The sequence below is a fragment of the Rathayibacter sp. AY1C9 genome (assembly GCF_002932315.1).
GTDB lineage: Bacteria > Actinomycetota > Actinomycetes > Actinomycetales > Microbacteriaceae > Rathayibacter.
This window is the reverse complement of sequence record NZ_PSVZ01000013.1, coordinates 17,398-43,664: the sequence shown is the minus strand read 5'-3', so window position 1 is coordinate 43,664 and position 26,267 is coordinate 17,398. Positions and strand designations below refer to the sequence as shown.

The following is a 26,267-nucleotide window of genomic DNA, read 5'->3' as shown; positions in this document are numbered from 1 at the left end:
AAGCACAAAGAGCTTGTCGCGGGTCTACAAGTGTTCAGGGGCGGGAGGGGTTCGGCGAGCGGAGGGCCTCAGCGTCGGGACGGCTTCCGGCGGACGGCGCCGTCCGGGTCGCTCATGGAGCCGAGGATGAGGGCGGACTGGAGGATGAGCGCCTCGCGGGCGCCCGTCGCGTCCCAGCCGATCACCTCGGCGACCCGCTTGAGGCGGTAGCGCACCGTGTTCGGGTGCACGAACAGCTCGCGGGCGGTCGCCTCGAGGGAGCGGCCGTTGTCGAGGTAAGCCCACAGCGTGGTCAGAAGCTCGGTCGAGTGCTTCTGCAGGGGCCGGTAGATCTGCGTGATGAGGCTCTGGCGGGCGAGCGGGTCGCCGGCGAGGGCGCGCTCGGGAAGGAGGTCGTCGGCGTTGACCGGTCGCGGCGCGTTCCGCCAGGAGCGGGCGACCGCGAACCCTGCGAGGGCCGCGCGGGCGCTGCGGGACGCCTCGACCAGGGTCGGCACCTCGTGGCCGAGGACGAGGTGGCCGGTCCCGAAGCCGGGCTCGAGCGCCTCCGCGATCTCGAGGAACGCGACCGGCGGGCCGGTCTCCTCCGTGGCGTTCTCGCTCGGCTCGGCGCGGCCGATGACCAGGACGAGCCGGCTGCCCTGCACGCCGATCAGCACGTCGGCGTCCATGTGCCGGGCCGTGCGGCGCAGCTGGTCGACGTCGAGCATCTTGGGAGCGGTGCCCACCAGGACGGCGACCTCGCCGTGGCCGTGCCAGCCGAGGGCGGCGATCCGGCTGGGCAGCTCGTCGTCGGCCTCGCCCGTGAGGATCGAGTCGACGACCAGCGCTTCCAGGCGCGCGTCCCAGAGACCTCGGGCCTCGGCGGCGCGCGCGTAGACGTCGGCCGCGGCGAAGGCGATCTCGCGCGAGTAGAGGAGGATCGCCTCGCGGAGGTCCTCCCCGCCGTTCTTGATCCGGTCCTCGACGACCTCGACCGTCACCTTGATCAGCTGCAGCGTCTGCGTCAGCGAGACGGAGCGCAGCAGCTCGCGGGGAGCGGCTCCGAACACGTCCGCCGCGATCCACGGCGTGGCCGACGGGTCGTCGAACCACGAGATGAACGAGGTGATGCCGGCCTGGGCGACGAGGCCGACCGCCGAGCGCCGACCGGGGGGCATGCTGCCGTACCAGGGCAGCGTGTCCTCGAGTCGCTTGATCGTCTGCGTCGAGAGCTCACCGGCGAGGGTGCGCAGCCAGGCGAGGGTCTGCTCCTTCGTGCGGGGAGCGCCCGGCCGGGTGGCCGGACGCTCCGCCGCAGGAGCAGGACCCCGCGCACTCGACGGTGCGGGTTCCTGCGAGAGCACGGACTCGTCCGTCAGCTCTCGCCGCCCGCGTTGCCGGTGGTGCCGGCGTTGACGTCGAGGAGGCGGTACTTCTCGATCGCCTGGACGGCGAGCGAGGGGTCGACCTCGCCGCGCTTGGCGAGCAGCTGCAGCGTCCGCACGACGACCGAGGGGCCGTCGATCTGGAAGTAGCGCCGCGCCGCCGCACGGGTGTCCGAGAAGCCGAAGTCGTCCGCGCCGAGCGTCGCGAAGTCGCCCGGGATGAACTGGCGCAGCTGGTCGGGGACCTGGTGCGAGAAGTCCGAGACGGCGACGAAGGGGCCCTTCGCGTCGGCCAGCTTCTGCGTCACGTACGGCACCTGCTCGGCGTCCTCGGGGTGGAGGAAGTTGTGCTGCTCGGCCTTGATGCCGTCGCGGCGCAGCTCGTTCCACGAGGTGACCGACCAGACGTCCGCCGAGACGCCCCAGTCCTCGGCGAGGAGCTTCTGCGCCTCGATCGCCCACGGCACCGCGACGCCCGAGGCGAGGAGCTGGGCCTTCGGCCCGTCCCACTGGCCCCAGGAGATGCGGTGGATGCCGCGGACGATGCCCTCGACGTCGACGTCCTCCGGCTCCTTCGGCTGCACGATCGGCTCGTTGTAGACCGTGATGTAGTACATGACGTTCGGGTCGGTGTGCTTCCCGCCGTACATGCGCTCGAGACCGGACTGCACGATGTGCGCGATCTCGTACCCGTAGGCCGGGTCGTAGCTCACGACCGCGGGGTTGGTCGCCGCGAGGATCGGGGAGTGCCCGTCCGCGTGCTGGAGGCCCTCGCCGGTCAGCGTGGTGCGTCCTGCGGTGGCGCCGATCATGAAGCCGCGCGACATCATGTCGCCGGCCGCCCAGATCGCGTCGCCCGTGCGCTGGAACCCGAACATCGAGTAGAAGACGTAGACCGGGATGAGCGGCTCGCCCTGCGTCGAGTACGAGGTGCCGATCGCGGTGAACGCCGCGAGGGCGCCCGCCTCGTTGATGCCGACGTGGAGGATCTGACCCTGCGGGCTCTCCTTGTAGGCCAGGAGGAGCTCGCGGTCGACCGACGTGTAGTGCTGGCCGCGCGGGTTGTAGATCTTCGCGTTCGGGAAGAACGCGTCCATGCCGAAGGTGCGCGCCTCGTCCGGGATGATCGGGACGACGCGGTTGCCGAAGTCCTTCGACCGGAGGATGTCCTTGAGGATGCGGACGAACGCCATGGTGGTGGCGATCTCCTGCGTCCCGGAGCCCTTCTTGCCGACCGCGTAGGCCGAGTCCTCGGGGAGGTTCAGCTGCGTGTACTTCGAGCGGCGCTCGGGGAGGTAGCCGCCGAGCGCGCGGCGGCGCTCCTGCAGGTACTCGATCGCCTCGTCGTTCTGACCGGGGTGGTAGTACGGCGGGAGGTAGGGGTTCTCCTCGAGCTGCGCGTCCGTGATCGGGATGCGCATGGTGTCGCGGAACGACTTGAGGTTGTCCAGCGTCATCTTCTTCATCTGGTGGGTCGCGTTGCGGCCCTCGAAGCTGCGGCCGAGACCGTAGCCCTTGATGGTGTGGGCGAGGATGACGGTGGGCTGGCCCTTGTGCTCCGTCGCGGCCTTCATGGCCGCGTAGATCTTGCGGTAGTCGTGGCCGCCGCGGCGCAGGCCCCAGATCTGCTCGTCGGAGTAGCCCTCGACGAGCTTCTTGGCGCGCGGGTCGCGGCCGAAGAAGTTCTCGCGGACGTAGGCGCCGTCCTCCGTCTTGTAGGTCTGGAAGTCGCCGTCGGGCGTCTTGTTCATCAGGTCGAGCAGCGCGCCCTCGGTGTCGCGGGCGAGCAGGTCGTCCCACTCGCGGCCCCAGATGAGCTTGATGACGTTCCAGCCCGCGCCGCGGAAGTACGACTCGAGCTCCTGCACGATCTTGCCGTTGCCGCGGACGGGTCCGTCGAGGCGCTGGAGGTTGCAGTTGACGATGAAGTTCAGGTTGTCGAGGCCGTCGTTCGCGGCGACCTGGAGCTGACCGCGCGACTCGACCTCGTCCATCTCGCCGTCGCCGAGGAACGCCCAGACCTGCTGGTCGGAGGCGTCCTTGATGCCGCGGTTGGTGAGGTACTTGTTCGCCTGCGCCTGGTAGATCGCGTTGATCGGGCCGAGGCCCATCGACACGGTCGGGAACTGCCAGAACTCCGGCATGAGCCGCGGGTGCGGGTAGCTGGAGAGCCCGCCGCCCCGGTGCGACTTCTCCTGGCGGAATCCGTCGAGCTGGTGCTCGCTCAGGCGTCCCTCGAGGAAGGCGCGCGCGTACGGGCCGGGGGAGGCGTGGCCCTGGATGAAGATCTGGTCGCCGCCGCCCGGGTGGTCCTGACCGCGGAAGAAGTGGTTGAAGCCGACCTCGTACAGCGAGGCGCTCGACGCGTACGTCGAGATGTGGCCGCCGACCCCGATGCCGGGACGCTGCGCGCGGTGCACGAGGATGGCCGCGTTCCAGCGGATCCACGCGCGGTAGCGGCGCTCGACGTCCTCGTCGCCCGGGAAGTCGGGCTCGTTCTCGGGCGCGATGGTGTTGATGTAGTCCGTGGTGGGCACCATCGGCACGCCGAGGTGGAGCTCCTTGGAGCGCTTGAGGAGGCTGAGCATGACGTCGCGCCCGCGACCCCGGCCCCGCTCCTCGACGAGCGCATCGAGCGACTCGTTCCACTCCGACGTTTCCTCGGGGTCCGAGTCCACGTGACCGACGGAATACGGGTCCTGATCGTTAACAGTCACCCTCGACCTCTCTCTGGGGGCAGATCGTGCCCGAGACATCACTCTCATGAAGCGGTGCGGATCCGCGGATCCGGGGCTCGGATGACGAGCCGCGCGCGGGCACCTCCGTCAGCCTAGCGATTCCCGTGCCCCGAACCTGGAATCGCACTGTGGTGATCCACGAGGGATGTGCGCCGACGACTGTAGGAGAGCGCCAGACGGGACGCGTCGACCGGCCCGTGATCGGGGGAGACGGGCCGTTCCTTGGAGTCTGCGCGGAGCGGGTCTAGCATTGCCCCTCGTGCTCGCGCGACTCTCGTGCGCACGGAAGGACATCGGACCGATGGCTCTCGAGAAGCTGACCCTGGCTCCCGACTTCGAACTCGCGAACCAGTACGGCGAGCGCATCCAGCTGGGCGACTTCCACGGGCGGCGCAACGTCGCCCTGGTGTTCTTCCCCCTCGCCTTCTCCGGCACCTGCACGGGCGAGTTCTGCGCGCTGCGCGAGAACCTCTCCCTCTTCGAGCACGCCGACGTGGAGCTGATCGGCATCTCGGTCGACTCCAAGCACACGCTGCGCGCCTGGGGCGAGAAGCAGGGCTACGACTTCACGCTCCTCTCCGACTTCTGGCCGCACGGCGACGTCGCCAAGCAGTACGGCGTGTTCACCGAGGCGAAGGGCTACGCGACCCGCGCGACCTTCCTGATCGACAAGGCCGGCGTCATCCGGGACACGTTCATGACCGCCCCGGGCGAGGCGCGCTCGATCGACGCCTACCGCGCCGCGATCGACGCGCTCGCCCCCGCGCACGTCTGACCCTCCGGAGGCGGACCGCCCCGGTCGTCAGCTGAGGATGTTGACGGCCCGCGAGATCACGAGAGCCAGCAGGACGAATCCGGTGAACGCCTCGGCGATCATCAGGAGCTTCATCCGGCTCGACAGCGGCATCGTGTCGGTCGGGCTGAACGCCATGGTGTTCGTCGTCGAGACCGAGAGGTAGTCGACGAAGCCGGGCCGCCAGTCGGCGCGCTCGGAGGAGGTCGCGGCGACCTCGGGCGCGGTGTCGCGGTAGGTGTCCTGCGGGAAGGCGAAGTCGGCCGCCGGCAGCTCGGTGCGGGGAAGCGTTCCGCGGGCGACCGGACCGCCGCGGTCGAGCTCCCAGAACAGCAGCGCGTACGCGACGACGTTGGTGACCCAGACCTGGAGCGCGGTGAGCAGCAGCGGCGGGCCGTCGGCCGTCCCGTCGACGAGGTCGATCACCACGGCGACCACGTTCACCTGGTTCGCCACGGCGAGCACGACCGCCAGGGCGATGGAGACCCCGCGCGACCAGCGCGTCTCGCTGTCGAGCCGGTGCGGGTTGACGACGAACAGCGGCACGAGCAGCGCGAGCGTGATGCCGGCGGCGACGAGGCGGACCATCGAGGTGTCGGCGCTGTGGCCGGCCACGTTCAGGGCGACGGCCACCAGGATCGCGGCGGAGGCGGGCCAGCGGCTCTCGGCGCGCCGCCTCGCCCGGGAGTCGCTGTCGGCGGTCATGTGCCGAGGCTAGTGCCCGCAGGGGGCCGCTCCGCCTGCCGTAGGATCGAGTCGATCGTCCGCGGGTGCGCCCGCGACGGGGGCCTTTAGCTCAGTTGGTAGAGCGCCACGTTTACACCGTGGATGTCATCGGTTCGAGCCCGGTAGGGCCCACCACCTCCGCCGATCGGACACTGCGCGTCAGCGGGACTGGCGGCGCTTGTAGGGCTTCGGCTGGCCCTTGACGATCGGCGCGCGCCCGGTCCCCTTGGAGGCCTTGGCCTTGCCTCCCGACTTCGGGGCCGCCTCCGGCTCGTCGCCGAGCGCGGCGAGCTCCTCGCGGGCCGAGGCGAGGCGCTGCCGCCCGGCCGCGGTGAGGGTCGTGGCGGCGGCACCGGGCTCGAAGAGCGGCTTGCCGAGGTCGAGCTCGACGGCGGCGACGGAGGAGTCGAGCTTCTGCCGCGAGATGCCGAGGCGCTCGGCGGCGCGCACGAAGTGCAGCTCCTCGGCGACCGCCACGAAGTGGCGCAGCTGGCTGATCTTCATCCCGAACCCTTCACGGCCGCTCCCTGCGGCACGACCACGGTACGCGGTCCGGGAGGGGGCGCCGACCGCCGGGAGCGCCACCAGGAGCAGCGGCGACCCGTCGATCCGCGCCAGAGGCCCCGGCGGACATTGCCGGACGGAGGCGGGAGGCCTACGGTCGCGCCCGTGGGCGGTCCCGAAGCCGGCCACGGAGAGAGGCCGACGTGGGCGCGCTCATCTACAGCTCGATCGCGTCGCTCGACGGCTACGTGAACGACGCGGACGGCGGATTCGCCTGGGCGGAGCCGCGACCCGCCGTGCACCGCTTCATCACGGAGCGCGAGGGGCGGGTGCGCACGTACCTGTACGGGCGGCGCATGTACGAGGTCATGCGCGCGTGGGAGCAGACCTGGGCACTGGCGGAGGAGTTCGCGTTCATCCGCGACTTCCAGGAGATGTGGCGGGCGGCCGACAAGGTCGTGTACTCGACGACGCTGGAGTCGGCCGAGACCCGCCGCACCCGCGTCGAGGGCGGGTTCGACCCGGTCGTCGTCGCCGCGCAGGTCAGCGCCGCCGACCACGACGTCTCGATCGGCGGGCCGACCCTCGCCCGGCACGCGCTGCTCGCCGGGATCGTCGACGAGGTGCAGGTCTACACGGTGCCGGTGGCGGTGGGCGGCGGGACCCACTTCCTCCCGTGCGGGTTCCACGCGCGCCTCGACCTGCGCGAGGAGCACCGCTTCGCCGACGGCACGGTCTTCACGCGCTACAGCGTGCGGCGCTGAGACCGGCTATTCGGCGCCGACCAGCGCGGCGATCCGCGAGGCGAGCCGGGCGCCCTGAGCACGTCCGGAGCGGGCGGAGGCGGCGCGGACGGCCGGGTCGAGCGAGTTCGGGCCGAAGGCGCGCACCGACTCCTCGTCGGCGTAGAGCACCTCGACCCGCGAGTCCGCGAGGGCGTCGAGCTCGCCGGTCGGGATCAGGCCCGCGCCGGGCGTGCCGACTCCCGGCAGCGGAGTGACGATCAGGACCCAGTCGGCTCCCGCGGCGAGGTCGGCGTTGCTGCCGGAGCGCACGCCGCCGTCCATGTAGCGGACGCCGTCGATGCTGACGGGAGGCCAGACCCCGGGGACGGCGCAGCTGGCGGAGATCGCGTCGACGAGGCCGACACCGCTCTCGCGGTCGAACACGCGCAGCTCACCGGTGGCCGTGTCGACCGCGGTGATGAGCAGACGCTGCTCGGGCCAGTCGGCGTCGCCCACGCGGGCCGAGATGACGGCCCGGCGCGTGTCCTCGGGGAGCGTCTCGGCCTCGAGCGCGAGGGTGCCGATGCGGCGCCGCGCGTCCTGGGGCGAGGTCGCGCCCTCGACGGCCGCGGCGAAGAGGGCCTGGAGGCGCTCACCGTCGACGTCCGCTCCGATCTCGGCGGACTCCTCCTGGAGCTGGGCCTCGTACGACTCGTCGAGGCCGGTGCCGGTGCTCAGCTGCGCGGCGACCGCGGAGCCCGCGGAGGTGCCGATGAAGGTCGTCGACGGATCGAGCAGGAGGCGGGCCCCCTCGGGGGAGGCGTCGGCGAGGCCGCGGAGGACGCCGAGCTCCCAGGCGATTCCGGCGAGGCCGCCGCCGGCGAGGACGAGTGCACCAGGCATGGGGAGGTCCTTTCGATCAGGATCAGGAGGGGGCGGGCGCTGCGGAGCGCCGCAGCACCAACGCTGTCACATCGTCGTGCGCGTCGTCTGCGAGAGCATGCAGACGCTCGAAGAGAGCGGGGTCGTCGTTGCTCCGCACCAGCTCGGCGAGACGGTCGAGCGCGTCGAGGCGCCCGCCGAAGACGTCGAGCAGGCCGTCGCTGCAGGAGAAGAGCGCGTCGCCGGGGGCGAGCACGCGCTGCTCCTCCTCCCAGGAGACGTCGGCGGCGATGCCGAGCGGGACGCCCGTGGAGGCGAGCCGCTCCGTGGTGCCGTCGGCGCGCAGCAGGAGGGTGAGGCCGTGGCCGCTGTCCACGAACGAGACGGCGCCGCTCGCGAGGTCGACCCGGGCGATCAGCGCGGTCGCGAACATCCCGGTCGCGGTCAGGTCGGGCAGGAGCTGGCGGTTGACGGCCTCGACGGCTGCCGCGGGAGGGAGCTCCGGCCGCGCCTGGAACGCGGAGCGGATCGCGGAGGCGACGATCGCCGCCGACACCCCCTTGCCCATCACGTCAACCAGCTCGAGGGAGAGATCGTCCCCGCTGCGACGCCACGCCGTGTAGTCGCCGGCGACGTCGTGCAGCGGCGTGGTCAGCGAGTCGAGGCTCCACTCGCCGAGGTCGAGGCGCGGGGGCCAGAGCCGCTCCTGCGTCTCGCTCGCGCGTCCGGAGAAGGCGATCTCGCGCAGCTCCCGCTCCGCCCACCGGCCGAGGTCCTCGAGGATCTCGCGCTCCTCCTCCGAGAAGCCGCGCACCTCGCTGTCGATGATGCAGATCGTGCCGACGCGGAGGCCGTCCCCCACGACGAGCGGGCGGCCCGCGTAGAAGCGCACGTGAGGGGATCCGGTGACGACTCCGCGGTCGGCGAACCGCGGATCGGCGGTGGCGTCCTCGACGACGAGGATGTCGCCCTGCTGGACCGTGACGTCGCACATCGAGTCGGCGCGCAGCATCCTGCTCGCCCGCGCCGAGCGCTGGGGCGACTTCGTGAACTGCGTCGACTCCTCGAGGATGTTGATCTCGGCGAGGGGGACGCGCAGGAGCCGGCGGGCGATGCGGGTGATCCTGTCGAAGCGCTCCTGGGGGGTGCTCAGGCCGATCCCGAGCTCGGCGATCGCGGCGAGGCGGGCGCGCTCGGTCGGCTCGCTCACGTGCGGGTCCGGGCGAGTGCCCAGAGGTTCTGCCCGTCGACACGGCGGTAGGAGAACTCGGTGACGAGGGCGTGGATGAACGGGATCCCGCGGCCTGCCTCGTCCCACTCGTCCGGCATGTCGCGGGGGTCGGCGACCTCGGCGGGCGCCTCCTCGGCGGAGTCGTTGAGCGAGGCGCGCAGCTCGGTCGCGTCGACGCGGATCTCGACCAGGCAGATGATGTGCCGGTACGACCGGGCGTGCTGGACGATGTTCGAGGTCAGCTCGACCAGCGCGGTCTCGAACGACATCCGGTCGACCGGCGCGACGCCCGGCTCCTCGAGCCACAGCTCCTCGAGCGCCTCGTGGACGGCGGTGACGCCGTCCTCGGGCGGCGTGCGCACGACGAAGGAGCGCTCAGGCACGGTAGGCCTCCTCGACGGTCTCGGCGCTCCCGAGCAGGCGGTCGAGGTTGGACAGGCCGAGCACCATGGCGGGCTGCTCGCCGGCGGCGGCCACGCGCAGCTCGCCGCCCGCCTTCCGCGCCTCCTTGAGTCCGGCGACGAGGACGCCGAGCCCGGACGAGTCGAGGAACTCGACGGCCGCCAGGTCGACGACCACGCGGACCTCTCCCGCCTCGAGCGCGCGCTGGAGGACCGCTTCGAGCTCCCACGCCGTGGACAGGTCGAGCCGGCCGACGGGGCGGATCACCACGATGTCGGGCTCGATCCGCTCGGTGCTGATCCTCGAGCTGGGCTCCATGGTGTCCTCCTGACGGGACGGCACGCGGTTCCGCAGGGCTCGGAGACGTGGTGAGGACGCGGTCGGGCGCGCGACCGAGGGGCTCCGGATCCGATGCGGGGGTGAATCGGGGAGTTCGTCCGCCTCCGACCGTACAAGGGAACGGGGCGCCCCGTGGGAGGCGTGACCGCATCCGCGCTGCGACACGCGGTGCGCGGCCCCGGGAGGAGGCTCCGCTCAGCCCCTCGCGGCGGCGAGAGCGTCGGCGGCGAGCCGCACGGAGGTGTCCCGGCCGGTCAGCCAGAGCGGCACGGAGCGGGCGCGGAGGCCCGCCGACTCGAGCGCCGGGACCGCGTCCGCGTCCTCCTCGCCGACGAGCCAGGCGTCGAGGAGGCCGCCCCCGCTCCGGGCTCCGTAGTGCCGGCCGACGGCCTCGGCGGAGGTCTCGACGCCGATCGCGGCGAGGCAGGCGTCGGCCATGCCGCGCACCACCGCGCCTCCGATGACGGGGGAGACGCCCACGACGGGTGCGGAGGTCCGGCGGAGGGCGTCCGCGATCCCGGGGACGCCGAGGATCGTGCCGATCGAGACGACGGGATTGGAGGGGGCGACGAGCACCGCGTCGGTGTCGGCGATCGCCTCCAGCACGCCCGGGGCGGGGCGGGCGCTCTCCACCCCCTGCTGGACGAACCGGCGGGCGGGCGCGGACGCGCGCAGCCGCACCCACCACTCCTCGAAGTGGAGGAGCCGCACGCCCTCGCCGGGGAGCTCGACCTCGACGTGGGTCTCGACGTCCTGGTCCGACATCGGCAGCAGGCGGACCCCCAGCGGCCAGCGGGCGGTGATCCGGGCGGTCGCCTCCGAGAGGGTGAGGCCGTCGCGCAGCATCGAGCTGCGGGCGATGTGGGTGCCGAGGTCGAGGTCGCCCAGGGTGAACCACGGCCAGCCGACACCGAAGGCGGTGAGCTCGGCCGAGACCCGCTCGCTCTCGCCGGCCCGCCCCCAGCCGCGCTCCGTGTCGTTCACTCCGCCGAGCGCGTAGGTGATCGAGTCGAGGTCGGGGCAGACCTTGAGGCCGGTGAGCCACATGTCGTCGCCGGTGTTGACGACGACGGTGATCTCGCTCGCCTCGCCGCCGGCGGCCTCGAGATCGCGGAGGTGCTCGCGGACCGCCGAGGTGAAGCGGGCGCCGCCGACGCCTCCGGCCAGGATCGTGATGCGCATCCGCCCACGCTAGCGGCACCGACGGATTCCTCCCCCGGCGAGCCTTAATGCTGCGGATCCGCGCCGGAAACACCGGGGAAACGTCGAACCCCGACGATGAAGCCCTGTCCCCGGAGCCGGACGGTCCGTCATTGCCTTCGGGCCCGGCGGGGACCACAGTGGGTCCACGTCCCCGGCTCCGCACCGCCTGGCGGAGCACACCGGAGCCGGACAGGGACGCCCGAGCATGGAGGTACCGATGACCATCGTCCGCGCAGCGATCACCCAGACGACCTGGACCGGCGACAAGGAGTCGATGCTCGACAAGCACGAGCGGATGGCCCGGGACGCCGCAGCCGACGGCGCGCAGATCGTCTGCTTCCAGGAGCTGTTCTACGGCCCGTACTTCGGCATCACCCAGGACAAGAAGTACTACCGCTACGCCGAGCCCGCCGACGGGCGGATCGTGCAGCGCTTCGCGGCCCTCGCGAAGGAGCTGGGCGTGGTGATGATCCTCCCGATCTACGAGGAGGAGCAGACCGGCGTCTACTACAACACCGCGGTCGTGGTCGACGCCGACGGGACGATCCTCGGCAAGTACCGCAAGCACCACATCCCGCACCTGGACCGCTTCTGGGAGAAGTTCTACTTCCGGCCCGGGAACCTCGGCTTCCCGGTCTTCGACACCGCGGTCGGCAAGGTCGGCGTCCACATCTGCTACGACCGCCACTTCCCGGAGGGCTGGCGGGAGCTGGGCCTGAACGGCGCCCACCTCGTCTTCAACCCCAACGCCACCAAGCCCGGCCTGTCGAACCGCCTCTGGGAGGTCGAGGGCCCGGCGGCCGCGGTGGCGAACGGCTACTTCGTGCTGCAGCCCAACCGCGTCGGCCGGGAGGACAACGAGTACGGCGACCTCGCGGTCGACTTCTACGGCACCAGCCAGATCATCGATCCGCGGGGGGAGTTCGTCGGCGAGCGGGGCTCGGGCGAGGCCGAGGAGATCCTGATCCGCGACCTCGAGATGGACATGGTGCAGGAGATGCGCGACGACTGGCAGTTCTACCGGGACCGCCGGCCGGAGTCGTACACCAGCATTCCGAAGCCGTGACCGCAGACCGAGACGGGGAAGACCGATGAAGACCCTCATCACCGGCGGGACGGTCGTCAACGCGACCGGCACCGGAGCCGCAGACGTCCTGATCGACGGCGAGACCATCGCCGCCGTCCTCGCCCCCGGCTCCACGCTGCTGGGCTTCGATCTGGCGGCCCACGTCGACCGGGTGATCGACGCGAGCGGCAAGTACGTGATCCCGGGCGGGATCGACGCGCACACGCACATGGAGATGCCGTTCGGCGGCACCTCCGCCTCGGACACCTTCGAGACCGGCACGCGCGCCGCGGCCTGGGGCGGCACGACGTCGATCGTCGACTTCGTGGTGCAGTACCCGGGCGAGAGCGTCGTCGACCGGTTCCAGGCGTGGCAGGAGAAGGCGGCCGGCAACTGCGCGATCGACTACGGCTTCCACCAGATCCTCTCGGACGTGCAGGACTCCTCGCTCGTCGCGATGGACGAGCTGATGCGCGAGGGGGTGACCAGCTTCAAGCTGTTCATGGCCTACAAGGGCGTGTTCCTCTCGGACGACGGGCAGATCCTCCGGGCGTTCCAGAAGGGCGCGGAGAACGGCGCGATGATGATGATGCACGCCGAGAACGGCGCCCTCATCGACGAACTGGTGAAGCAGACCCTCGCCGCCGGGAACACCGCGCCGTACTTCCACGGCACCTCTCGCCCCTGGCAGGCGGAGGAGGAGGCGACGCACCGGGCGATCATGATCGCCGACCTCACCGGCGCGCCGCTGTACGTGGTGCACGTCTCCGCGAAGCAGGCGGTGGAGCAGATCGCCCAGGCCCGCGACCGCGGCATGAACGTCTTCGGGGAGACCTGCCCGCAGTACCTCTACCTCTCGCTCGAGGAGCAGCTCGGCGCTCCGGGCTTCGAGGGTGCGAAGTGGGTGTGCTCCACGCCGCTGCGCTCGAAGGCGGAGGGGCATCAGCACCACATGTGGCAGTCGCTGCGCACCAACGACATCCAGATGGTCTCGACCGACCACTGCCCCTTCTGCATGAAGGGCCAGAAGGACATGGGGATCGGCGACTTCTCGAAGATCCCCAACGGCATCGGCTCGGTGGAGCACCGGATCGACCTGATGTACCAGGGCGTGGTGTCGGGGCAGATCTCCCTGCCGCGCTGGGTCGAGCTCACCTCGACCACCCCGGCGCGGATGTTCGGGATGTACGGGAGGAAGGGCGTCATCCAGCCCGGGGCCGACGGCGACGTCGTCGTCTACGACCCGAGCGGGCACACCTCGATCGGGATCGGCGAGGGCCGAAGCCACCACATGAACATGGACTACTCGGCCTGGGAGGGCTTCGAGATCGACGGCCACGTCGACACGGTGATCTCCCGCGGCAGGGTCGTCGTCGACGACGGCTCCTACGTCGGCACGAAGGGCGACGGGGCGTACATCCCGCGCGGTCTGAGCCAGTACCTGATCTGAGCCGGCACCCGATCCGAGCCAGCACCTGATCGAGCAGAAGGAACCCCATGGACTTCGGAGTCGTCCTCCAGACCAACCCGCCCGCCTCGCGCACCGTCGCGCTCGCCGTCCTCGCGGAGACGCACGGCTTCGACTACGCGTGGACCTTCGACTCGCACCTGCTCTGGCAGGAGCCCTACGTGATCTACTCGCAGATCCTCGAGAGGACGCACCGGATCACGGTCGGCCCGATGGTCACCAACCCCGCCACGCGCGACTGGACGGTCATCGCCTCGCTGCACGCGACGCTCAACGAGATGTACGGGAACCGCACGGTGTGCGGGATCGGACGCGGCGACTCGGCGGTGAGGGTGACCGGAGGAGCTCCGACGACGCTCAAGACGCTGCGGGAGTCGATCCACGTCATCCGCGAGCTCGCCAACAGCCGTCCGGTCGAGTACAACGGCCAGACGCTGCAGTTCCCGTGGAGCCGGGGCTCGTCCCTGGAGATGTGGGTGGCCGCCTACGGCCCGCTCGCCCTGAAGCTCGCGGGCGAGGTCGGCGACGGCTTCATCCTGCAGCTGGCCGACGTGGACATCGCGCGCTGGATGATCGGCGCCGTCAAGGAGGCGGCGGCGAACGCCGGCCGGGATCCCGAGTCGCTGCAGTTCTGCGTCGCGGCGCCGATGTACGTCGGCACCGACCGGGAGCACATGCGCGACCAGTGCCGCTGGTTCGGCGGTATGGTCGGCAACCACGTGGCCGACATCGTGGGCCGCTACGGCGCCTCCGGAGCGGTGCCGCAGGCGCTGACGGACTACATCGCCGGGCGCGAGGGCTACGACTACAACGAGCACGGCCGCGCGGGCAACAGCCACACCGCCTTCGTGCCGGACGAGATCGTGGAGCGCTTCTGCGTGCTGGGCACGGCGGACGAGCACGTCGAGAAGCTCCGGGCGCTCGCCGACATCGGCGTGACGCAGTTCGCGGGCTACCTCCAGCACGACAACAAGGAGGAGACGCTGCGCGTGTACGGCGAGCGGATCATCCCGGAGCTGCGCGAGCACATCGTGGCCCGCGCATGAGACCGGCCCTCGCGCGCGGGCTCGTGCTCGGCGCCGCCGGGCTGCTCCTGCTCGCGCTGGTGTGGGAGGGCTGGAAGGCGCTCGGGCCCGAGGCCGGGGTGGTCGTCGGAGGAGTCACGGTGCTCCCGCGCACGAGCGCCATCGCGATGCCCCACCTCTGGGAGATCGCGGCCCGGCTCGGCGAGCCGGTCACCGGAGCGCGGAACGCCCCGGCGCTCTGGTCGGCCGTCGTGGGGGCGAGCGCCTTCTCGCTCGGGATCGCCGCGGTCGGCTGGGTCGTCGGCACGGTCGTGGGGCTGCTCCTGGCTCTCCTGATGCAGCGGTTCCGCACGGCGGAGTCGGCGGTGCTGCCCTGGATCGTGCTGAGCCAGACGGTGCCCCTGATCGCGATCGCCCCACTGGTGCGGCGCTGGGGGTCGCAGCTCGAGCTCGGACCGGTGACCTGGGAGAACTGGATGTCGGTGGCCCTGATCGCCTCCTACCTCGCGTTCTTCCCCGTCTCGATCGGGGCGCTCCGCGGGCTCGGCTCGCCGACGGCCCACCAGGTCGAGCTGATGCACGTGTACGGCGTCGGCTGGTGGAAGACGATGGTGCGCCTGAGGCTGCCGGCGAGCGTGCCCTACCTGCTGCCGGCCCTCCGGCTCGGAGCGGTCAGCGCCGTCGTCGGCACGATCGTCGCCGAGGTCTCGATCGGCCTGCGCGGCGGGATCGGCCGCATGATCATCGAGTTCGCCTCCGCTGCCGGAGGCGACCCCGCCAAGCCCTGGGCGCCGATCCTCGGGGCGGTGCTGGTGGGCCTCGCGGCCGCCGGCGCCGTCGCTCTGCTCGGCACCCTCCTCCGTCCGTACCGCCGAGGGGAGCAGCCCGCATGAGCCCTGCAGGATCCGCGGTCGTCGTCGACTCCGTCACGAGGACCTTCACCACCGCCCGCGCCGCGAGCGTCACGGCGCTCCAGGACGTCTCGCTCGAGGTGGCCGCGGGGGAGTTCGTCTCGCTGATCGGCCCGTCCGGCTGCGGCAAGTCGACGCTGCTGCGGCTGATCGCCGACCTCGACGAGCCGGACTCCGGCTCGATCGCCGTGTTCGGCAAGACGGCCCGGCAGGCGAGGCTCGACCAGGACTACGGGATCGCGTTCCAGCAGGCGGGCCTCCTGCCGTGGCGCACGATCCGGGCGAACATCGCCCTGCCGCTGGAGCTGCACGGCGTCGCCGCGACCGCCCGGCGCTCGCGCGTCGACGAGCTGCTGGCGCTGGTCGGGCTCGGCGACTTCGCCGACTCCTACCCGGACCAGCTCTCCGGCGGGATGCAGCAGCGCGTCGCCATCGCGCGGGCGCTCGCCGAGAGCCCGCGCCTGCTCCTCATGGACGAGCCGTTCGGGGCGCTCGACGAGATGACCCGCGAGCGGATGCAGACGGAGCTGCTGCGGATCCGGCGCGAGACCGGCGCCGCCGTCGTCTTCGTCACCCACTCGATCCCGGAGGCGGTGTTCCTCTCGGACCGCGTCGTGGTGATGTCGCCGCGGCCGGGCAGGATCCGCGACGTCCTCCCGGTCGGACTCCCCGGAGCATCCGAGCGCGACGCGGCGGTCAGGGAGGACACGGCGTTCTTCCGCGACGTGAGCGCCGTGCGCGAGCTGCTGCACGGCGATCCCGCCGCCGTGCCGCGCGGAGTGGAGAACCGGTGAGCACGACGGCGCTGGCGCGCAGCGTGCTCGCGCCGGTCGTGCTCGGGATCGCCGCGGTCCTGCTCTGGCAGGCCGGGGTCACCGCTCTGGCGATCCAGCCGTTCGTGCTCCCGTCGCCGCTGGCGATCGGACGGGAGTTCGCCGCGAACCTCGGCTCCGTCGCCGAGGGCAGCGCGGTGACCGGCCGCAACGCGCTGGTCGGCCTGATGGTCGGCGCAGTGCTGGCGGTCGTGGTCGCCGGACTCTCGGCGCTCGCGCGGGTGTTCGACGGACTGGTCGCGCCGATCGTGGCCGCGGCCGCTGTCGTGCCGATCGTCGCCCTCGCTCCGGTGCTCTACACGATGTTCGGAGCGAACGCCGAGACCGCGAGGCAGCTCGTCGCGGCGCTCGCCGTGTTCGTGCCGGTGTACGTGACGACGCTGCGCGGGCTGCGGCAGGCCGCTCCGGTGCACCGCGACCTGCTGAAGGCCTACGCGGCGACCCCCTGGCAGACCGCCCGCACGATCACGCTGCCGGGAGCGGTGCCCTACGTCTTCACGGGGCTCCGCATCGCCTCCTCGCTCGCGGTGATCTCGGCGCTGGTCGCCGAGTACTTCGGCGGACCCGTGGGCGGGCTCGGCAAGTCGATCACGACGGCGGCCTCGGGCAGCGACTACGCGCTCGCCTACGCCTACGTCCTGGGCGCCGTGCTCGTCGGCCTCGCGTTCTACTGCGTGACGGCCGCGCTCGAGGCGTTCGCGCTGCGCCGCAGCCGGCTGCGCTGAGCGCGGCGCCGCGCGTCCCCGCACCCTCCTCGGTCCTCCCGATTCCCGACTCCCGATTCCCGACTCCACCCGACGCACCATCCGCACCGCCCGCATCATCAGCGCCACCTGCACCACAGCACCACCTGCACCGCCGCACCACGGGGCGCGCCGCACCGGCGACCCCGCAGACCGCACCAGGAGGACCCGTGACCAGACGCACCCGCATCACCCTGACGACGACCGCCGCCTTCGCGGCCGTGGGCCTCGCGCTCACCGGCTGCAGCGCCTCCGGCGGCTCCGACCCGGGGTCGGCTTCCAGCTCCGGCGGCCTCGCGCCGGTCACCCTGCAGCTGCAGTGGGTGGCCCAGGCGCAGTTCGCCGGGTACTACGCCGCGCTCGACCAGGGCTACTACGAGGACGAGGGCCTCGACGTGACGATCGCCGAGGGAGGCGGCGACATCGTCCCCCAGGACGTGCTCGCCTCGGGCGACGCGGACTACGCGATCTCCTGGGTGCCCAAGGTCCTCGGCTCGATCGAGCAGGGGGCCGGGATCACCGACGTCGCGCAGATCTTCGAGCGCAGCGCCACCACGCAGATCTCCTTCAAGGACAAGGGGATCACCTCGCCCGCCGACCTCGCCGGGAAGAGCGTAGGCAGCTGGGGCTACGGCAACGAGTGGGAGCTGTTCGCCGGCATGCAGAAGGACGGCGTCTCCCTCGACGACATCTCGCTGGTGCAGCAGCAGTTCGACATGAACGGCTTCCTCGCGGGCGACATCGACGCGGCCCAGGCGATGACCTACAACGAGTACGCCCAGGTCCTCGAGACCGTGAACCCCGCCACAGGCGAGCTGTACCAGCCGGACGACCTGAACGTCATCAGCTGGAACGACATCGGGACCGCGATGCTCCAGGACGCGATCTGGGCGGACGCGGGCAGGCTCGCCGACGACGACGCGTACGCCGAGCAGACGGTCGCCTTCATCAAGGCCTCGATCAAGGGCTGGATCTTCGCGAAGGACGACCCGCAGGCGGCGGCCGACATCGTCACCGCGGCCGGATCCACGCTCGGCACCAGCCACCAGCTCTGGATGACCAACGAGGTCAACAAGCTGATCTGGCCCTCGACGAGCGGCGTCGGGATGATCGACGAGGCCGCGTGGCAGCAGACGGTCGACATCGCGAAGGAGACGGAGAACGAGACGGGGGCGACGATCATCAGCGCGGACCCGCCCGCCACCGCCTACTCGAACGAGTACATCGAGAAGGCGCTCGCGGAGCTGGCCGACGAGGGAGTGGACACGAGCGGTGCCGACTACGCGCCGATCGACGTGACGCTGGAGGCCGGCGGCGCCTGAGCCCGGACTCCGCCCCTCCCGGCTCCTCCCGGCCCCTCCGGCCCCGGAGGGGGCCGGGAGGGGTAGGCTGGACCCTCGTGACTACTTTCAAGAAGACGCCGTTCACCGTGAACGTGCGCGACCTCGTGAGGCGACCGGGCGAGATGCGCGAGCACCGCCTCGAGCTCGAGGCGCCGGAGCAGTTCGGCGAGGGGATCGTCGCGGTCCGCAAGGGATCGGCCGTCGATCTCGACGTCCGGCTCGAGTCCGTGCACGAGGGGATTCTGGCCAGTGTCGAGGTGTCGGCGAGGGCCGACGGCGAGTGCAGCCGGTGCCTGACCGACATCTCCCTGCCTGTCGATGTCGAGTTCCAGGAACTTTTCGCGTACTCTTCTGACGAAGCTTTCGACTATGAGGTTCACGACGACCACGTGGATCTTGAACCTCTGGTCAGGGATGCGGTGGTTCTGTCGCTGCCGTTCCAGCCGGTCTGCCGGCCGGACTGTCCGGGCCTCGACCCCGTCACGGGGGAGCGGCTGGCCGATTCCTCCACGCCCGAACCCGAGGCGCCGCGCGACTCCCGGTGGGCCGCGCTCGCGGGGTTGAGCGAGGAGGACGGCGGGGCTGTAGCGCCCGGAGCTTCCACCGACAGAGCTTCCGCAGACAGCGGTGAGGGCGCGACCGCCCGCACCGAATCCGACTAGAGGTAGAGAAGAGAGAATCATGGCTGTTCCCAAGAGGAAGAAGTCCCGCGCGAACACCCACGCCCGTCGTTCGCAGTGGAAGGCCGAGGTCCCCACCCTCGTCAAGACCATCGAGAACGGCAAGGTCGTTTACAGCCTTCCCCACCGCGCCAAGGTCGTCGAGGACTCCGCGGGCACCGCGCTGTTCCTCGAGTACAAGGGCCGCAAGGTCGCCGACGTCTGATCCCGCTCCTGGTCCGCACGGCGCGGGGCGCACCGCCTCTCGACGAACGGACCGCGGTCCATGGTGAACCAGACCTCCGCACGACCCTCCAGCGACGACCGGTCGCGTCTGGAGGCCACGCTCGGCGTGAGCCTCGACGGTGAGCTCTTCGAGCTCGCCCTGACGCACCGGTCGTTCGCTTTCGAGCACGGCGGCATCCCGCACAACGAGCGCCTCGAGTTCCTCGGCGACTCGATCCTCGGGCAGGCCGTGACCGTCATGCTCTACACCGAGTACCCCGCCCTCAGCGAGGGCGACCTGGCCAAGCGCCGGGCGAGCCTCGTCTCGACCGTCGCGCTCGCCGAGATCGCCCGCGGCATCGGCCTGGGCGAGTTCCTCCGCCTCGGACGCGGCGAGGAGCTGACCGGCGGCCGCGACAAGGCGTCGATCCTCGCCGACACCGTCGAGGCCATCATCGGCGCCGTCTACCTGGGCACCGGGCCCGACGCGGCCCGCGACCTGGTGCTGCGCCTGATCGCCCCCCTCCGGGCCGATCCGCTCCGCTTCGGCGTCTCGATGGACCCGAAGACGAGCCTCCAGGAGGCGGCCGCCGAGCGCGGTGCGCCGGCCCCGCGCTACGAGATCGCCGCCACCGGCCCCGACCACAACAAGGTGTTCGTCGCCACCGTGATCGTCGGCGGACTCGTCACCGCTCGCGGCGAGGGGACGAGCAAGAAGGCGGCCGAGATGGCCGCCGCGCTCGACGCGTGGACGCGTCTGGCGGCCCCCGGCGCACCCGTCGCTCCAGCGGTCTCGGACTGACCGTGCCCGAGCTGCCCGAGGTCGAGGTGGTGCGGGCGGGTCTCGCTCCCGCGGTCACCGGCTCCCTGGTGACCGGCGTCGAGATCGTCGACGAGCGCTCGCTGAAGCGGCACGTGCATCCGCACGGGACCTTCGAGCGCCTGCTCGTCGGGCGCCGGCTCGAAGCGGCGGTGCGGCGCGGGAAGTTCCTCTGGCTGCCCGCGGGCCGCGACGAGGCGCTGCTGGTGCACCTCGGCATGAGCGGCCAGGTGCTGCTGCGCACGGCGGATGCGGCGCTGCCGCGGCTGGCGCGCATCCGGATCGGGATCGAGCACCCCGAGCACGGCGAGCTCGCCCTGCACTTCGTCGACCAGCGGATCTTCGGCTCGATGGCGGTCGACGCTCTGGTGCCGACCCCGGACGGAGCGCCGGGCGGCTACGCGGGCGTGGAGGCCCGCGGAGGCGGCTGGCTGCGCGCCGTGCCCTCGCAGGTCGCGCACATCGCCCGCGATCCGCTCGACCCCTCCTTCGACCTGGGCTCGGTCGTCGCGTCGCTGGCGAGGAGGAGCAGCGGGATCAAGCGGGCGCTGCTCGACCAGACGCTCGTGAGCGGCATCGGGAACATCTATGCGGACGAGTCGCTGTGGGCGGCGGAGCTGCACCCGGAGCGGCCGAGCTCGTCGCTCGGCGAGGCGCGCATCCGCCGCCTCTTCGCCGAGGTCCGCTCGGTGCTCGAGCGGGCGCTTGCCGAGGGCGGCACCAGCTTCGATGCGCAGTACGTGAACGTGAACGGCGCCTCCGGCTACTTCTCGCACAGCCTGCACGCCTACGGGCAGACGGGGAAGCCGTGCGCCCGGTGCGGCGAGGCGATCGTGCGGGTGCCGTTCATGAACCGCTCCTCGCACCTCTGCCCGCACTGCCAGCAGCTGCCGCGCTGAGGCACCGGAAGGCGCCGCCTCAGGCGGCGGCGTCGGCGGGCGCCGGAGCGTACCGGGAGTGGACGACGAGCTCGCCCAGCAGCGTCGCGACGAGCGTGATGACGGCGGCGATCGCCAGGCCGAGCCAGAGTCCGACCAGCAGGGCGAGCGCGCCGACTCCGGCACCCGCGGCGATCAGGACGATCGCGGCCGCGCGGCGGAACCACGGCTGACCGGAACCACCCGCCAGGCGGGAGTCCGCAGCGAGGCCCGTGATCGTCGAGGTGACGACGACCGTCGTGACGTCCTTGACGGCGAGGTGGCGGGCGGTCGCGGCCTGGAGGCCCATCGCCCCGCCCAGCGCGCCGGTGACGGTGAAGGCGAGCGGCTCGGGGTGCTCGGGCACGACCGCGAGCACGATCGCCAGGACGCCGAGCAGGATGCCGACCACCGCGAAGAGCCAGGTCGAGCGCGAGGTCCAGCCCTTCTTCACCGGGCGGAGCACCCGGCCGCCGATCACCGCGCCGATCATGAAGGCGCCCAGCGCGATCAGGGGCCCGACCACGGGCAGGTCGGCCGCGCCGGAGAGGGCCATGCCGAGGATGACGACGTTGCCGGTCATGTTGCCGGCGAAGACGCGGTCGAGCCCGAGGTACCCGACGGCGTCGATGATGCCGGTCGAGAAGGTGAGGGCGAGCATCAGGCCGAGGGTCGCGCCCTCGGAGCGGGTGCGCAGGCGTCGGAACACGGGAGTCCTGTCGTCGGGGGCGGGTCTGGAGAATCGTGGCACACGCGTGCACATGCTCGAAACACGGCGCGGTTAGGGTCGGACGGCGCGGACGGGCCGCGCGGGAGGCGGACGCGCATGCGGTGGACGGAGTGGGCGGTGCAGCCCGGTGAGGGAGTGCCGCCGGGGGTGGACTACCTGCCGGCCGAGCCGGGTTCGGTGCTGTGGGGGCGCCTGCCGTGCGCGGCGGACGTGTCCGTGCTCACCGTCGACTCGGGGGCCGAGGTCGTCATCGACACGCTCAGCCACGAGGGCGTGCTGGAGGATCAGGGCCGCGATCCGGTCGCCTTCTTCGGCCGCCACGGTGTCGCTCCGGAGGGGGTGCTGCGCGACGCGGTCGCGCTCGCCGCGGACGGGCCGTTCCGCGACGGCGAGACGGACGGGCCGCACGTGGTCACGGGGCCGATCGCCGTCCGGGGAGCGCTGCCGGGGGACCTGCTCCGGATGACCCTCCTCGAGGCCGAGCCGCGCGTGCCGTACGGAGTCGTCTCAAACCGGCACGGCCGCGGGGCGCTGCCGGGCGAGTACCCGCTGCAGGAGGGGCCGTTCAGCGTCTTCGCGCGCGTCGACGAGGACGCGCAGGGCGGTCTCCGCGGCGTGATCCCGCTGGTGCCGGGAGGAGAGCGGGCCGCCCGGTTCCCGCTCCGGCCGTTCCTCGGGATCATGGGCGTCGCCGTCGCAGGGGAGGAGCGCCCGCACTCCGTGCCGCCCGGTGCGCACGGGGGCAACATCGACATCGCACTGCTGACCGCCGGAACCAGCCTCTACCTTCCCGTGCAGGTCCCGGGCGCGCTCGCGTACGTCGGCGATCCCCACTTCGCGCAGGGCGACGGCGAGGTGGCGCTGACGGCGATGGAGGCGAGCCTGCGCGTCCGGGTGCGCCTGGAGGTCGTCCCGCGTGCCGAGGCGATCGCGGCGTTCGGGGAGCTGCTCGGGCCGATGGGGGAGACCGGCGAGTTCCTCGTGCCCACCGGGATGGACGAGGACCTGGACGTCGCCGTGCAGAAGTGCGTCCGCGCGGCCATCGCGCTGCTGGCGGCCCGCTACGGGATGGACCCGGCTCACGCCTACGCCTACCTCAGCGCGGCGACCGACTTCGACATCTCGCAGGTCGTCGACCTGGTGAAGGGCGTGCACGCCCGCGTCCGGACGGCCGACTTCGATGACTGACCCGCGGGTGACGACGCTCGAGGGTGACCTGCCGGACGGGCTGGTGGACGCGGTTCTGGCGTACGAGGCGGCGCTCGGGGCTGACGACGTCGCGGCGCTCGCCGACGCGTTCGTGGACGCGCCGACGACGCTCCGGGGCGACGCCTCCGGACTGCTCGTCGGCCACGCGGTCATCACCGGCTTCCGGGGTCGTCGCGGCGGGGCGCCGGTGCGGGAGCTGGTCGAGCTGCACGTGCGGGCGGTCGATGCGGACACGGCGCTCGTGGTCAGCGTGAACGCTCCGGCCCGTGGCGGGCGCGGGCTCGTCACGCAGCTGTGGTCGCGCGAGGGCGGGACCTGGAGGGTGCGCGCCGCGCAGGTGCAGGCGCCCTCGCCCGCGCTGGACCCCCGTGTCTGGCGGGCCGTCGGCGCGCCGCTCGTGCCGGCCGCCGGCTCCGGGACCCTCGACGGACTGGACGTCGCGGTCAAGGACCTCTTCGCGATCGAGGGCCAGCGGATCGGCGCGGGAGTGCCGGCCCGCCTCGCTTCCGCGCCGATCGAGGCGGCGACCGCTCCGGCCGTCGCGCAGCTGCTCGCAGCGGGAGCGTCGGTGCGCGGGATCGCTCAGACCGATGAGTTCGCCTACAGCATCGCCGGCCGGAACTCCGGCTACGGGACGCCGCCCAATCCGGCCGTGCCCGGAGCGATCCCGGGCGGATCGTCGAGCGGACCGGCGACCGCCGTGTCGCTCGGGCAGGCAGCCGTCGGGCTGGCGACCGACACCGCGGGATCGATCCGGGTACCCGCCTCCTACCAGGGCCTGTGGGGGCTGAGGACGACCCACGGTGCAGTGCCCGTCGAGGGGCTGCTGCCGCTGGCGCCGAGCTTCGACACCGTCGGGTGGCTGACGCGGGACCTCGGCACGCTGAGGCGGGTGGCCGAGGTCTGCCTGCCGTCCGGCCCGCCGGTGCGGAGTCTCGCGGTGGCGCCGGCACTGCTGGGCGGAGTGGACGCGGCCGTCCGGGCGGCGTTCGGATCGGCCGTCGGGAGGATGAGCACCGAGGAGGTCGAGCTGCCCCCCGTGGCGGAGATGCTCGAGGCGTTCCGGCTCGTGCAGGCGGCGGAGGCGTGGCGGTCGAGCGGCTCGTGGGTCGCGGCGCATCCGGGAGTGCTGGCGGCGGACGTGCAGGCGCGCTTCGACGCGGCCTCGCTCGTCGACGAGCAGACGGAGGCGGCCGCACGGGCGCGGGTCGCGGGGTTCCGGGAGGCGCTCGACCGTGCGCTCGAGGGGCGGGTGCTCCTCCTGCCGTCGACGTCGTCGGTGGCGCCGGCCCTCGATGCGTCGGCCGAGGCGATCGACGCGGCGCGGACGGCGACGCTCGGCCTGACCTGCGTCGCCGGGATCGGCGGGTATCCGGCGCTGTCGGTGCCGCGATTGAGTGTCGGCGGCGCTCCGGTGGGGCTCTGCCTGGTGGGACCGCGGGGGTCGGATCTCGCGCTGCTGGAGCTGGCCGGCACGCTCTGAGGGGGCCACGCCCCGAGCTCGTCCTCTCCCTCGTCGTGAATCGGGGCGGACGCCGTGACCCGTTCTCCCGCTCGCCGCCTCTCCCTCTCCCTCTCCCTCTCCCTCTCCCTCTCCCTCTCCCTCTCCCTCTCCCTTTCTCTCTCGCTCCGTCCCTCCGTCCCTCCGTCGCTCCGTCCCTCCGTCCCTCGTCGTGGATCCGAGGCGGAAGCTGCGCCGTCGCGCCCGAGTCGCTGCGGTGATCGGTGTCTTCGAGTGCGATCTCAGCGGTGAGCAGGGGCGCCGAGCCCGGAGGGTGGAACGAGCCCGGGTGCAGCGAGTGCGGGCTCGGTGGACCGGTTCGTCGGCGGGCGTGCCGGACGACCGTCTTCCACGGCTCGGCCCTCGGCTGAGACAGGCCGGTGGATCGGACCCGCGCGGCGCGAGCGGGCGTGCACGAGCACGCCCGCTGGAGCACGCCTGCAGGAGCGCGGCTCCTTCCGCCGTCAGAACGGGGGCGGCGCATCGCTGAAGCTCGGCCTGCGCCGCGGCGGGGCTGGCGGCGCGGGCGGATCGGGTGGACGGGTGACCACGCGGCGGCCCGTGGGGGTGGTCCAGTCGGCCGATCCGTCGGGGTGGAGCGTGTAGGTCCAGCGGTCGCCGTGGCGGACGTGGTGGTGGGCGACGCAGAGCGACGCCAGGTTGTCGAGGGCGGTGGCGCCTCCGTGACGCCACTCGAGCGTGTGGTCGGCCTCGGCGGTCGCCGCGGGCCGGGTGCAGCCGGGGAAGCGGCAGGTCCGGTCGCGCAGCTGGAGGGCGAGGCGCATCCGCGGGGGAGGGAGGCGGTGCGTGCGTCCGACGGAGACCACGGCGCCCGTGCTCGGATGGGTGAGCACCGGGGTGACGGCCGAGTCGGCTCCGAGGAGCTCGCGCGCGACGCCGGCCGGGATGAGGCCGTAGCCGTCCAGTTCCGCGGGGGTCTCGTCCTGCCCGGCCGCGGTGCTCGCGGCGAGGGTCAGACGCACCTCGGCCCGGATGCCGCGAGCGGACGTGCGCGGACGCTCGTCGCCCGGCGCCGTGCCGGACACGTCGCCGTCGCAGAGCAGGTCGACCAGGGCGTCGGCCCGCAGCTGCGCGAGCGTGCGCTCCTCCGCTGCACCGCTCCCGTCGCGGAGGGCGCGGGCGATCCGGTCGAGCCGCGCGAGCGCACCGAACGCTGCCGGAGCGGGGAGGGTCGCGCAGAGCGTGGCCATGCCGTCCTGCTCGGGCGAGACCCGGACCGACCGGTCCTCCCGAGCGCGGGCGTGCCGGTCGGCCAAAGGACTCTCGTGGAGTTCGTCCCGCAGCCGGGCGAGGCGTCGCCGCAGCTGGGTCGGCGTCATCGAGGCGGCCAGTCCCGCGGCGCGCTCGTCGAACTCCGGGAGGGTGGCCGGCGGCAGGGTGGCCGCGACTCCGCAGATGATCTGCCCCGCCTCCCAGCGCAACCGCGCCTCGACCAGCGCGGCGCGCGTGCAGGGCAGGTGGTCGACCAGCAGACGGGCGTGCTCGAGCTCGCGCGCGGCCACACGCTCGGACACGGCGAGTGCGACGGCGAGCTCGGCCCGGACGGAGCGCTCCACGAGGTCGCGCGACTCGGCGGGAGACTTGCCGCGGGCGAACGCCTCCGGGCGACGCAGAGCAGCCCTGTACGCCTCGTGCAGCGCCTCGGCGGAGGCGAGGTGGAGCGGAGCCGCGGAGCGGGCGAGCAGCGCCGCACGGCCGCCGAGGGCGCGGACCTCCTCGAGTCCCTGCCGCATCCCATCCGCCATACCCGTATTGAACCAGCGACCACCGACACGCGGGCAGCAGATGCGCCCGATCGGGAGGACCCGCTTCCGGAAGACGTCTGTGGAGGAGCGTCTGTCGAGAATCTCGACCCCCGCCACACCGCGAAACACCGGCGAAACGTC

26 protein-coding genes and 1 tRNA gene are annotated in these 26,267 nt (G+C 72.3%); 16 read left to right on the top strand and 11 right to left on the bottom strand.

Annotated elements, in window-relative coordinates:
* Window positions 1-68 precede the first annotated feature (68 nt).
* Together C5D09_RS10375 and aceE are read right to left on the bottom strand one after the other, a co-directional pair.
* The gene (locus C5D09_RS10375; RefSeq protein ID WP_181027189.1) at window positions 69-1,235 is read right to left on the bottom strand and encodes a CdaR family transcriptional regulator; all 1,167 of its coding nucleotides are present in this window, start codon (window positions 1,233-1,235) and stop codon (window positions 69-71) included.
* A gap of 122 nt (window positions 1,236-1,357) precedes the next feature.
* Entirely contained in the window at window positions 1,358-4,084 is a 2,727-nt protein-coding gene (aceE, locus tag C5D09_RS10370; protein ID WP_104223467.1) for a pyruvate dehydrogenase (acetyl-transferring), homodimeric type, read from the bottom strand.
* 322 nt (window positions 4,085-4,406) lie between these two features.
* On the opposite strand from aceE, the gene C5D09_RS10365 reads away from it, so the two are divergent.
* Window positions 4,407-4,880: a peroxiredoxin gene (locus tag C5D09_RS10365; protein WP_104223507.1), complete on the top strand. Its 474-nt coding sequence runs from the start codon at window positions 4,407-4,409 to the stop codon at window positions 4,878-4,880.
* A 27-nt stretch (window positions 4,881-4,907) separates the two neighbouring features.
* Here C5D09_RS10365 and C5D09_RS10360 read toward each other — a convergent pair whose 3' ends face one another.
* Window positions 4,908-5,603, bottom strand: a complete 696-nt coding sequence (locus tag C5D09_RS10360) for a hypothetical protein (RefSeq protein WP_104269255.1) — start codon at window positions 5,601-5,603, stop codon at window positions 4,908-4,910.
* An 80-nt stretch (window positions 5,604-5,683) separates the two neighbouring features.
* Here C5D09_RS10360 and C5D09_RS10355 point away from each other — a divergent pair.
* Window positions 5,684-5,759: transfer RNA gene (locus C5D09_RS10355), tRNA-Val, on the top strand.
* Window positions 5,760-5,783: 24 nt separating this feature from the next.
* Here C5D09_RS10355 and C5D09_RS10350 read toward each other — a convergent pair.
* Window positions 5,784-6,128, bottom strand: coding sequence for a LysR family transcriptional regulator (locus tag C5D09_RS10350; protein WP_104223469.1), 345 nt, complete (start codon window positions 6,126-6,128; stop codon window positions 5,784-5,786).
* Between the two features lie 203 nt (window positions 6,129-6,331).
* Here C5D09_RS10350 and C5D09_RS10345 point away from each other — a divergent pair, with 203 nt between their 5' ends.
* Window positions 6,332-6,892, top strand: a complete 561-nt coding sequence (locus C5D09_RS10345) for a dihydrofolate reductase family protein (protein WP_104226668.1) — start codon at window positions 6,332-6,334, stop codon at window positions 6,890-6,892.
* Between the two features lie 6 nt (window positions 6,893-6,898).
* Here C5D09_RS10345 and C5D09_RS10340 read toward each other — a convergent pair whose 3' ends face one another.
* From C5D09_RS10340 to cofD, 5 genes are all read right to left on the bottom strand, one after another.
* Window positions 6,899-7,756: a patatin-like phospholipase family protein gene (locus C5D09_RS10340; RefSeq protein WP_104269254.1), complete on the bottom strand. Its 858-nt coding sequence runs from the start codon at window positions 7,754-7,756 to the stop codon at window positions 6,899-6,901.
* Window positions 7,757-7,778: 22 nt separating this feature from the next.
* Entirely contained in the window at window positions 7,779-8,945 is a 1,167-nt protein-coding gene (locus tag C5D09_RS10335) for a PP2C family protein-serine/threonine phosphatase (RefSeq protein ID WP_181129940.1), read from the bottom strand.
* Entirely contained in the window at window positions 8,942-9,349 is a 408-nt protein-coding gene (locus C5D09_RS10330; RefSeq protein ID WP_104223473.1) for an ATP-binding protein, read from the bottom strand. Before C5D09_RS10330 ends, C5D09_RS10335 begins: the two co-directional genes overlap by 4 nt.
* The gene (locus C5D09_RS10325) at window positions 9,342-9,686 is read right to left on the bottom strand and encodes an STAS domain-containing protein (RefSeq protein WP_104223474.1); all 345 of its coding nucleotides are present in this window, start codon (window positions 9,684-9,686) and stop codon (window positions 9,342-9,344) included. Before C5D09_RS10325 ends, C5D09_RS10330 begins: the two co-directional genes overlap by 8 nt.
* A 216-nt stretch (window positions 9,687-9,902) precedes the next feature.
* Window positions 9,903-10,889, bottom strand: coding sequence for a 2-phospho-L-lactate transferase (gene cofD / locus C5D09_RS10320; protein WP_104260989.1), 987 nt, complete (start codon window positions 10,887-10,889; stop codon window positions 9,903-9,905).
* 238 nt (window positions 10,890-11,127) lie between these two features.
* Between cofD and C5D09_RS10315 the strand changes: the two genes are divergently transcribed.
* The 11 genes from C5D09_RS10315 to mutM all read left to right on the top strand — a co-directional run bounded on the left by C5D09_RS10315 (window position 11,128) and on the right by mutM (window position 20,902).
* On the top strand, window positions 11,128-11,976 hold the full coding sequence (locus C5D09_RS10315) for a nitrilase-related carbon-nitrogen hydrolase (protein ID WP_104269253.1): 849 nt from the start codon (window positions 11,128-11,130) through the stop codon (window positions 11,974-11,976).
* A 25-nt stretch (window positions 11,977-12,001) separates the two neighbouring features.
* On the top strand, window positions 12,002-13,426 hold the full coding sequence (hydA, locus tag C5D09_RS10310; RefSeq protein ID WP_104226664.1) for a dihydropyrimidinase: 1,425 nt from the start codon (window positions 12,002-12,004) through the stop codon (window positions 13,424-13,426).
* Between the two features lie 47 nt (window positions 13,427-13,473).
* Window positions 13,474-14,490, top strand: a complete 1,017-nt coding sequence (locus C5D09_RS10305; RefSeq protein ID WP_104269252.1) for a TIGR03842 family LLM class F420-dependent oxidoreductase — start codon at window positions 13,474-13,476, stop codon at window positions 14,488-14,490.
* Complete coding sequence (locus tag C5D09_RS10300) at window positions 14,487-15,362, top strand: ABC transporter permease (protein ID WP_104269251.1); 876 nt, start codon at window positions 14,487-14,489, stop codon at window positions 15,360-15,362. The genes C5D09_RS10305 and C5D09_RS10300 overlap by 4 nt, the downstream gene beginning before the upstream one ends.
* Window positions 15,359-16,174, top strand: coding sequence for an ABC transporter ATP-binding protein (locus tag C5D09_RS10295; RefSeq protein ID WP_104226661.1), 816 nt, complete (start codon window positions 15,359-15,361; stop codon window positions 16,172-16,174). The genes C5D09_RS10300 and C5D09_RS10295 overlap by 4 nt, the downstream gene beginning before the upstream one ends.
* Window positions 16,171-16,938, top strand: a complete 768-nt coding sequence (locus tag C5D09_RS10290) for an ABC transporter permease (RefSeq protein WP_104269250.1) — start codon at window positions 16,171-16,173, stop codon at window positions 16,936-16,938. The genes C5D09_RS10295 and C5D09_RS10290 overlap by 4 nt, the downstream gene beginning before the upstream one ends.
* 188 nt (window positions 16,939-17,126) lie before the next feature.
* On the top strand, window positions 17,127-18,278 hold the full coding sequence (locus C5D09_RS10285; RefSeq protein ID WP_258066973.1) for an ABC transporter substrate-binding protein: 1,152 nt from the start codon (window positions 17,127-17,129) through the stop codon (window positions 18,276-18,278).
* Window positions 18,279-18,421: 143 nt separating this feature from the next.
* A complete protein-coding gene (locus C5D09_RS10280) occupies window positions 18,422-18,961 on the top strand; it encodes a DUF177 domain-containing protein (protein WP_104269266.1) in 540 nt (179 codons plus the stop codon).
* Window positions 18,962-18,980: 19 nt separating this feature from the next.
* A complete protein-coding gene (gene rpmF / locus C5D09_RS10275; protein WP_104223482.1) occupies window positions 18,981-19,184 on the top strand; it encodes a 50S ribosomal protein L32 in 204 nt (67 codons plus the stop codon).
* Between the two features lie 60 nt (window positions 19,185-19,244).
* Window positions 19,245-19,985, top strand: coding sequence for a ribonuclease III (gene rnc / locus C5D09_RS10270; RefSeq protein ID WP_104247527.1), 741 nt, complete (start codon window positions 19,245-19,247; stop codon window positions 19,983-19,985).
* Between the two features lie 2 nt (window positions 19,986-19,987).
* Window positions 19,988-20,902 (top strand): bifunctional DNA-formamidopyrimidine glycosylase/DNA-(apurinic or apyrimidinic site) lyase, encoded by a 915-nt coding sequence (gene mutM, locus C5D09_RS10265; protein WP_104269249.1) that lies wholly within the window; start codon window positions 19,988-19,990, stop codon window positions 20,900-20,902.
* Between the two features lie 19 nt (window positions 20,903-20,921).
* Here the strand turns inward: mutM and C5D09_RS10260 are convergent, their stop codons facing one another.
* The gene (locus C5D09_RS10260) at window positions 20,922-21,629 is read right to left on the bottom strand and encodes a YoaK family protein (RefSeq protein WP_308471021.1); all 708 of its coding nucleotides are present in this window, start codon (window positions 21,627-21,629) and stop codon (window positions 20,922-20,924) included.
* A 117-nt stretch (window positions 21,630-21,746) separates the two neighbouring features.
* On the opposite strand from C5D09_RS10260, the gene C5D09_RS10255 reads away from it, so the two are divergent.
* Both C5D09_RS10255 and C5D09_RS10250 read left to right on the top strand, forming a co-directional pair.
* Window positions 21,747-22,838, top strand: a complete 1,092-nt coding sequence (locus C5D09_RS10255) for an acetamidase/formamidase family protein (protein ID WP_104269248.1) — start codon at window positions 21,747-21,749, stop codon at window positions 22,836-22,838.
* The gene (locus C5D09_RS10250) at window positions 22,831-24,342 is read left to right on the top strand and encodes an AtzH-like domain-containing protein (RefSeq protein WP_104247530.1); all 1,512 of its coding nucleotides are present in this window, start codon (window positions 22,831-22,833) and stop codon (window positions 24,340-24,342) included. Before C5D09_RS10255 ends, C5D09_RS10250 begins: the two co-directional genes overlap by 8 nt.
* 482 nt (window positions 24,343-24,824) lie before the next feature.
* Here C5D09_RS10250 and C5D09_RS10240 read toward each other — a convergent pair whose 3' ends face one another.
* Window positions 24,825-26,114 carry an HNH endonuclease signature motif containing protein gene (locus C5D09_RS10240; RefSeq protein ID WP_181135030.1) on the bottom strand — a complete coding sequence of 430 codons (1,290 nt, stop codon included), beginning with the start codon at window positions 26,112-26,114 and terminating at the stop codon, window positions 24,825-24,827.
* Window positions 26,115-26,267 lie beyond the last annotated feature (153 nt).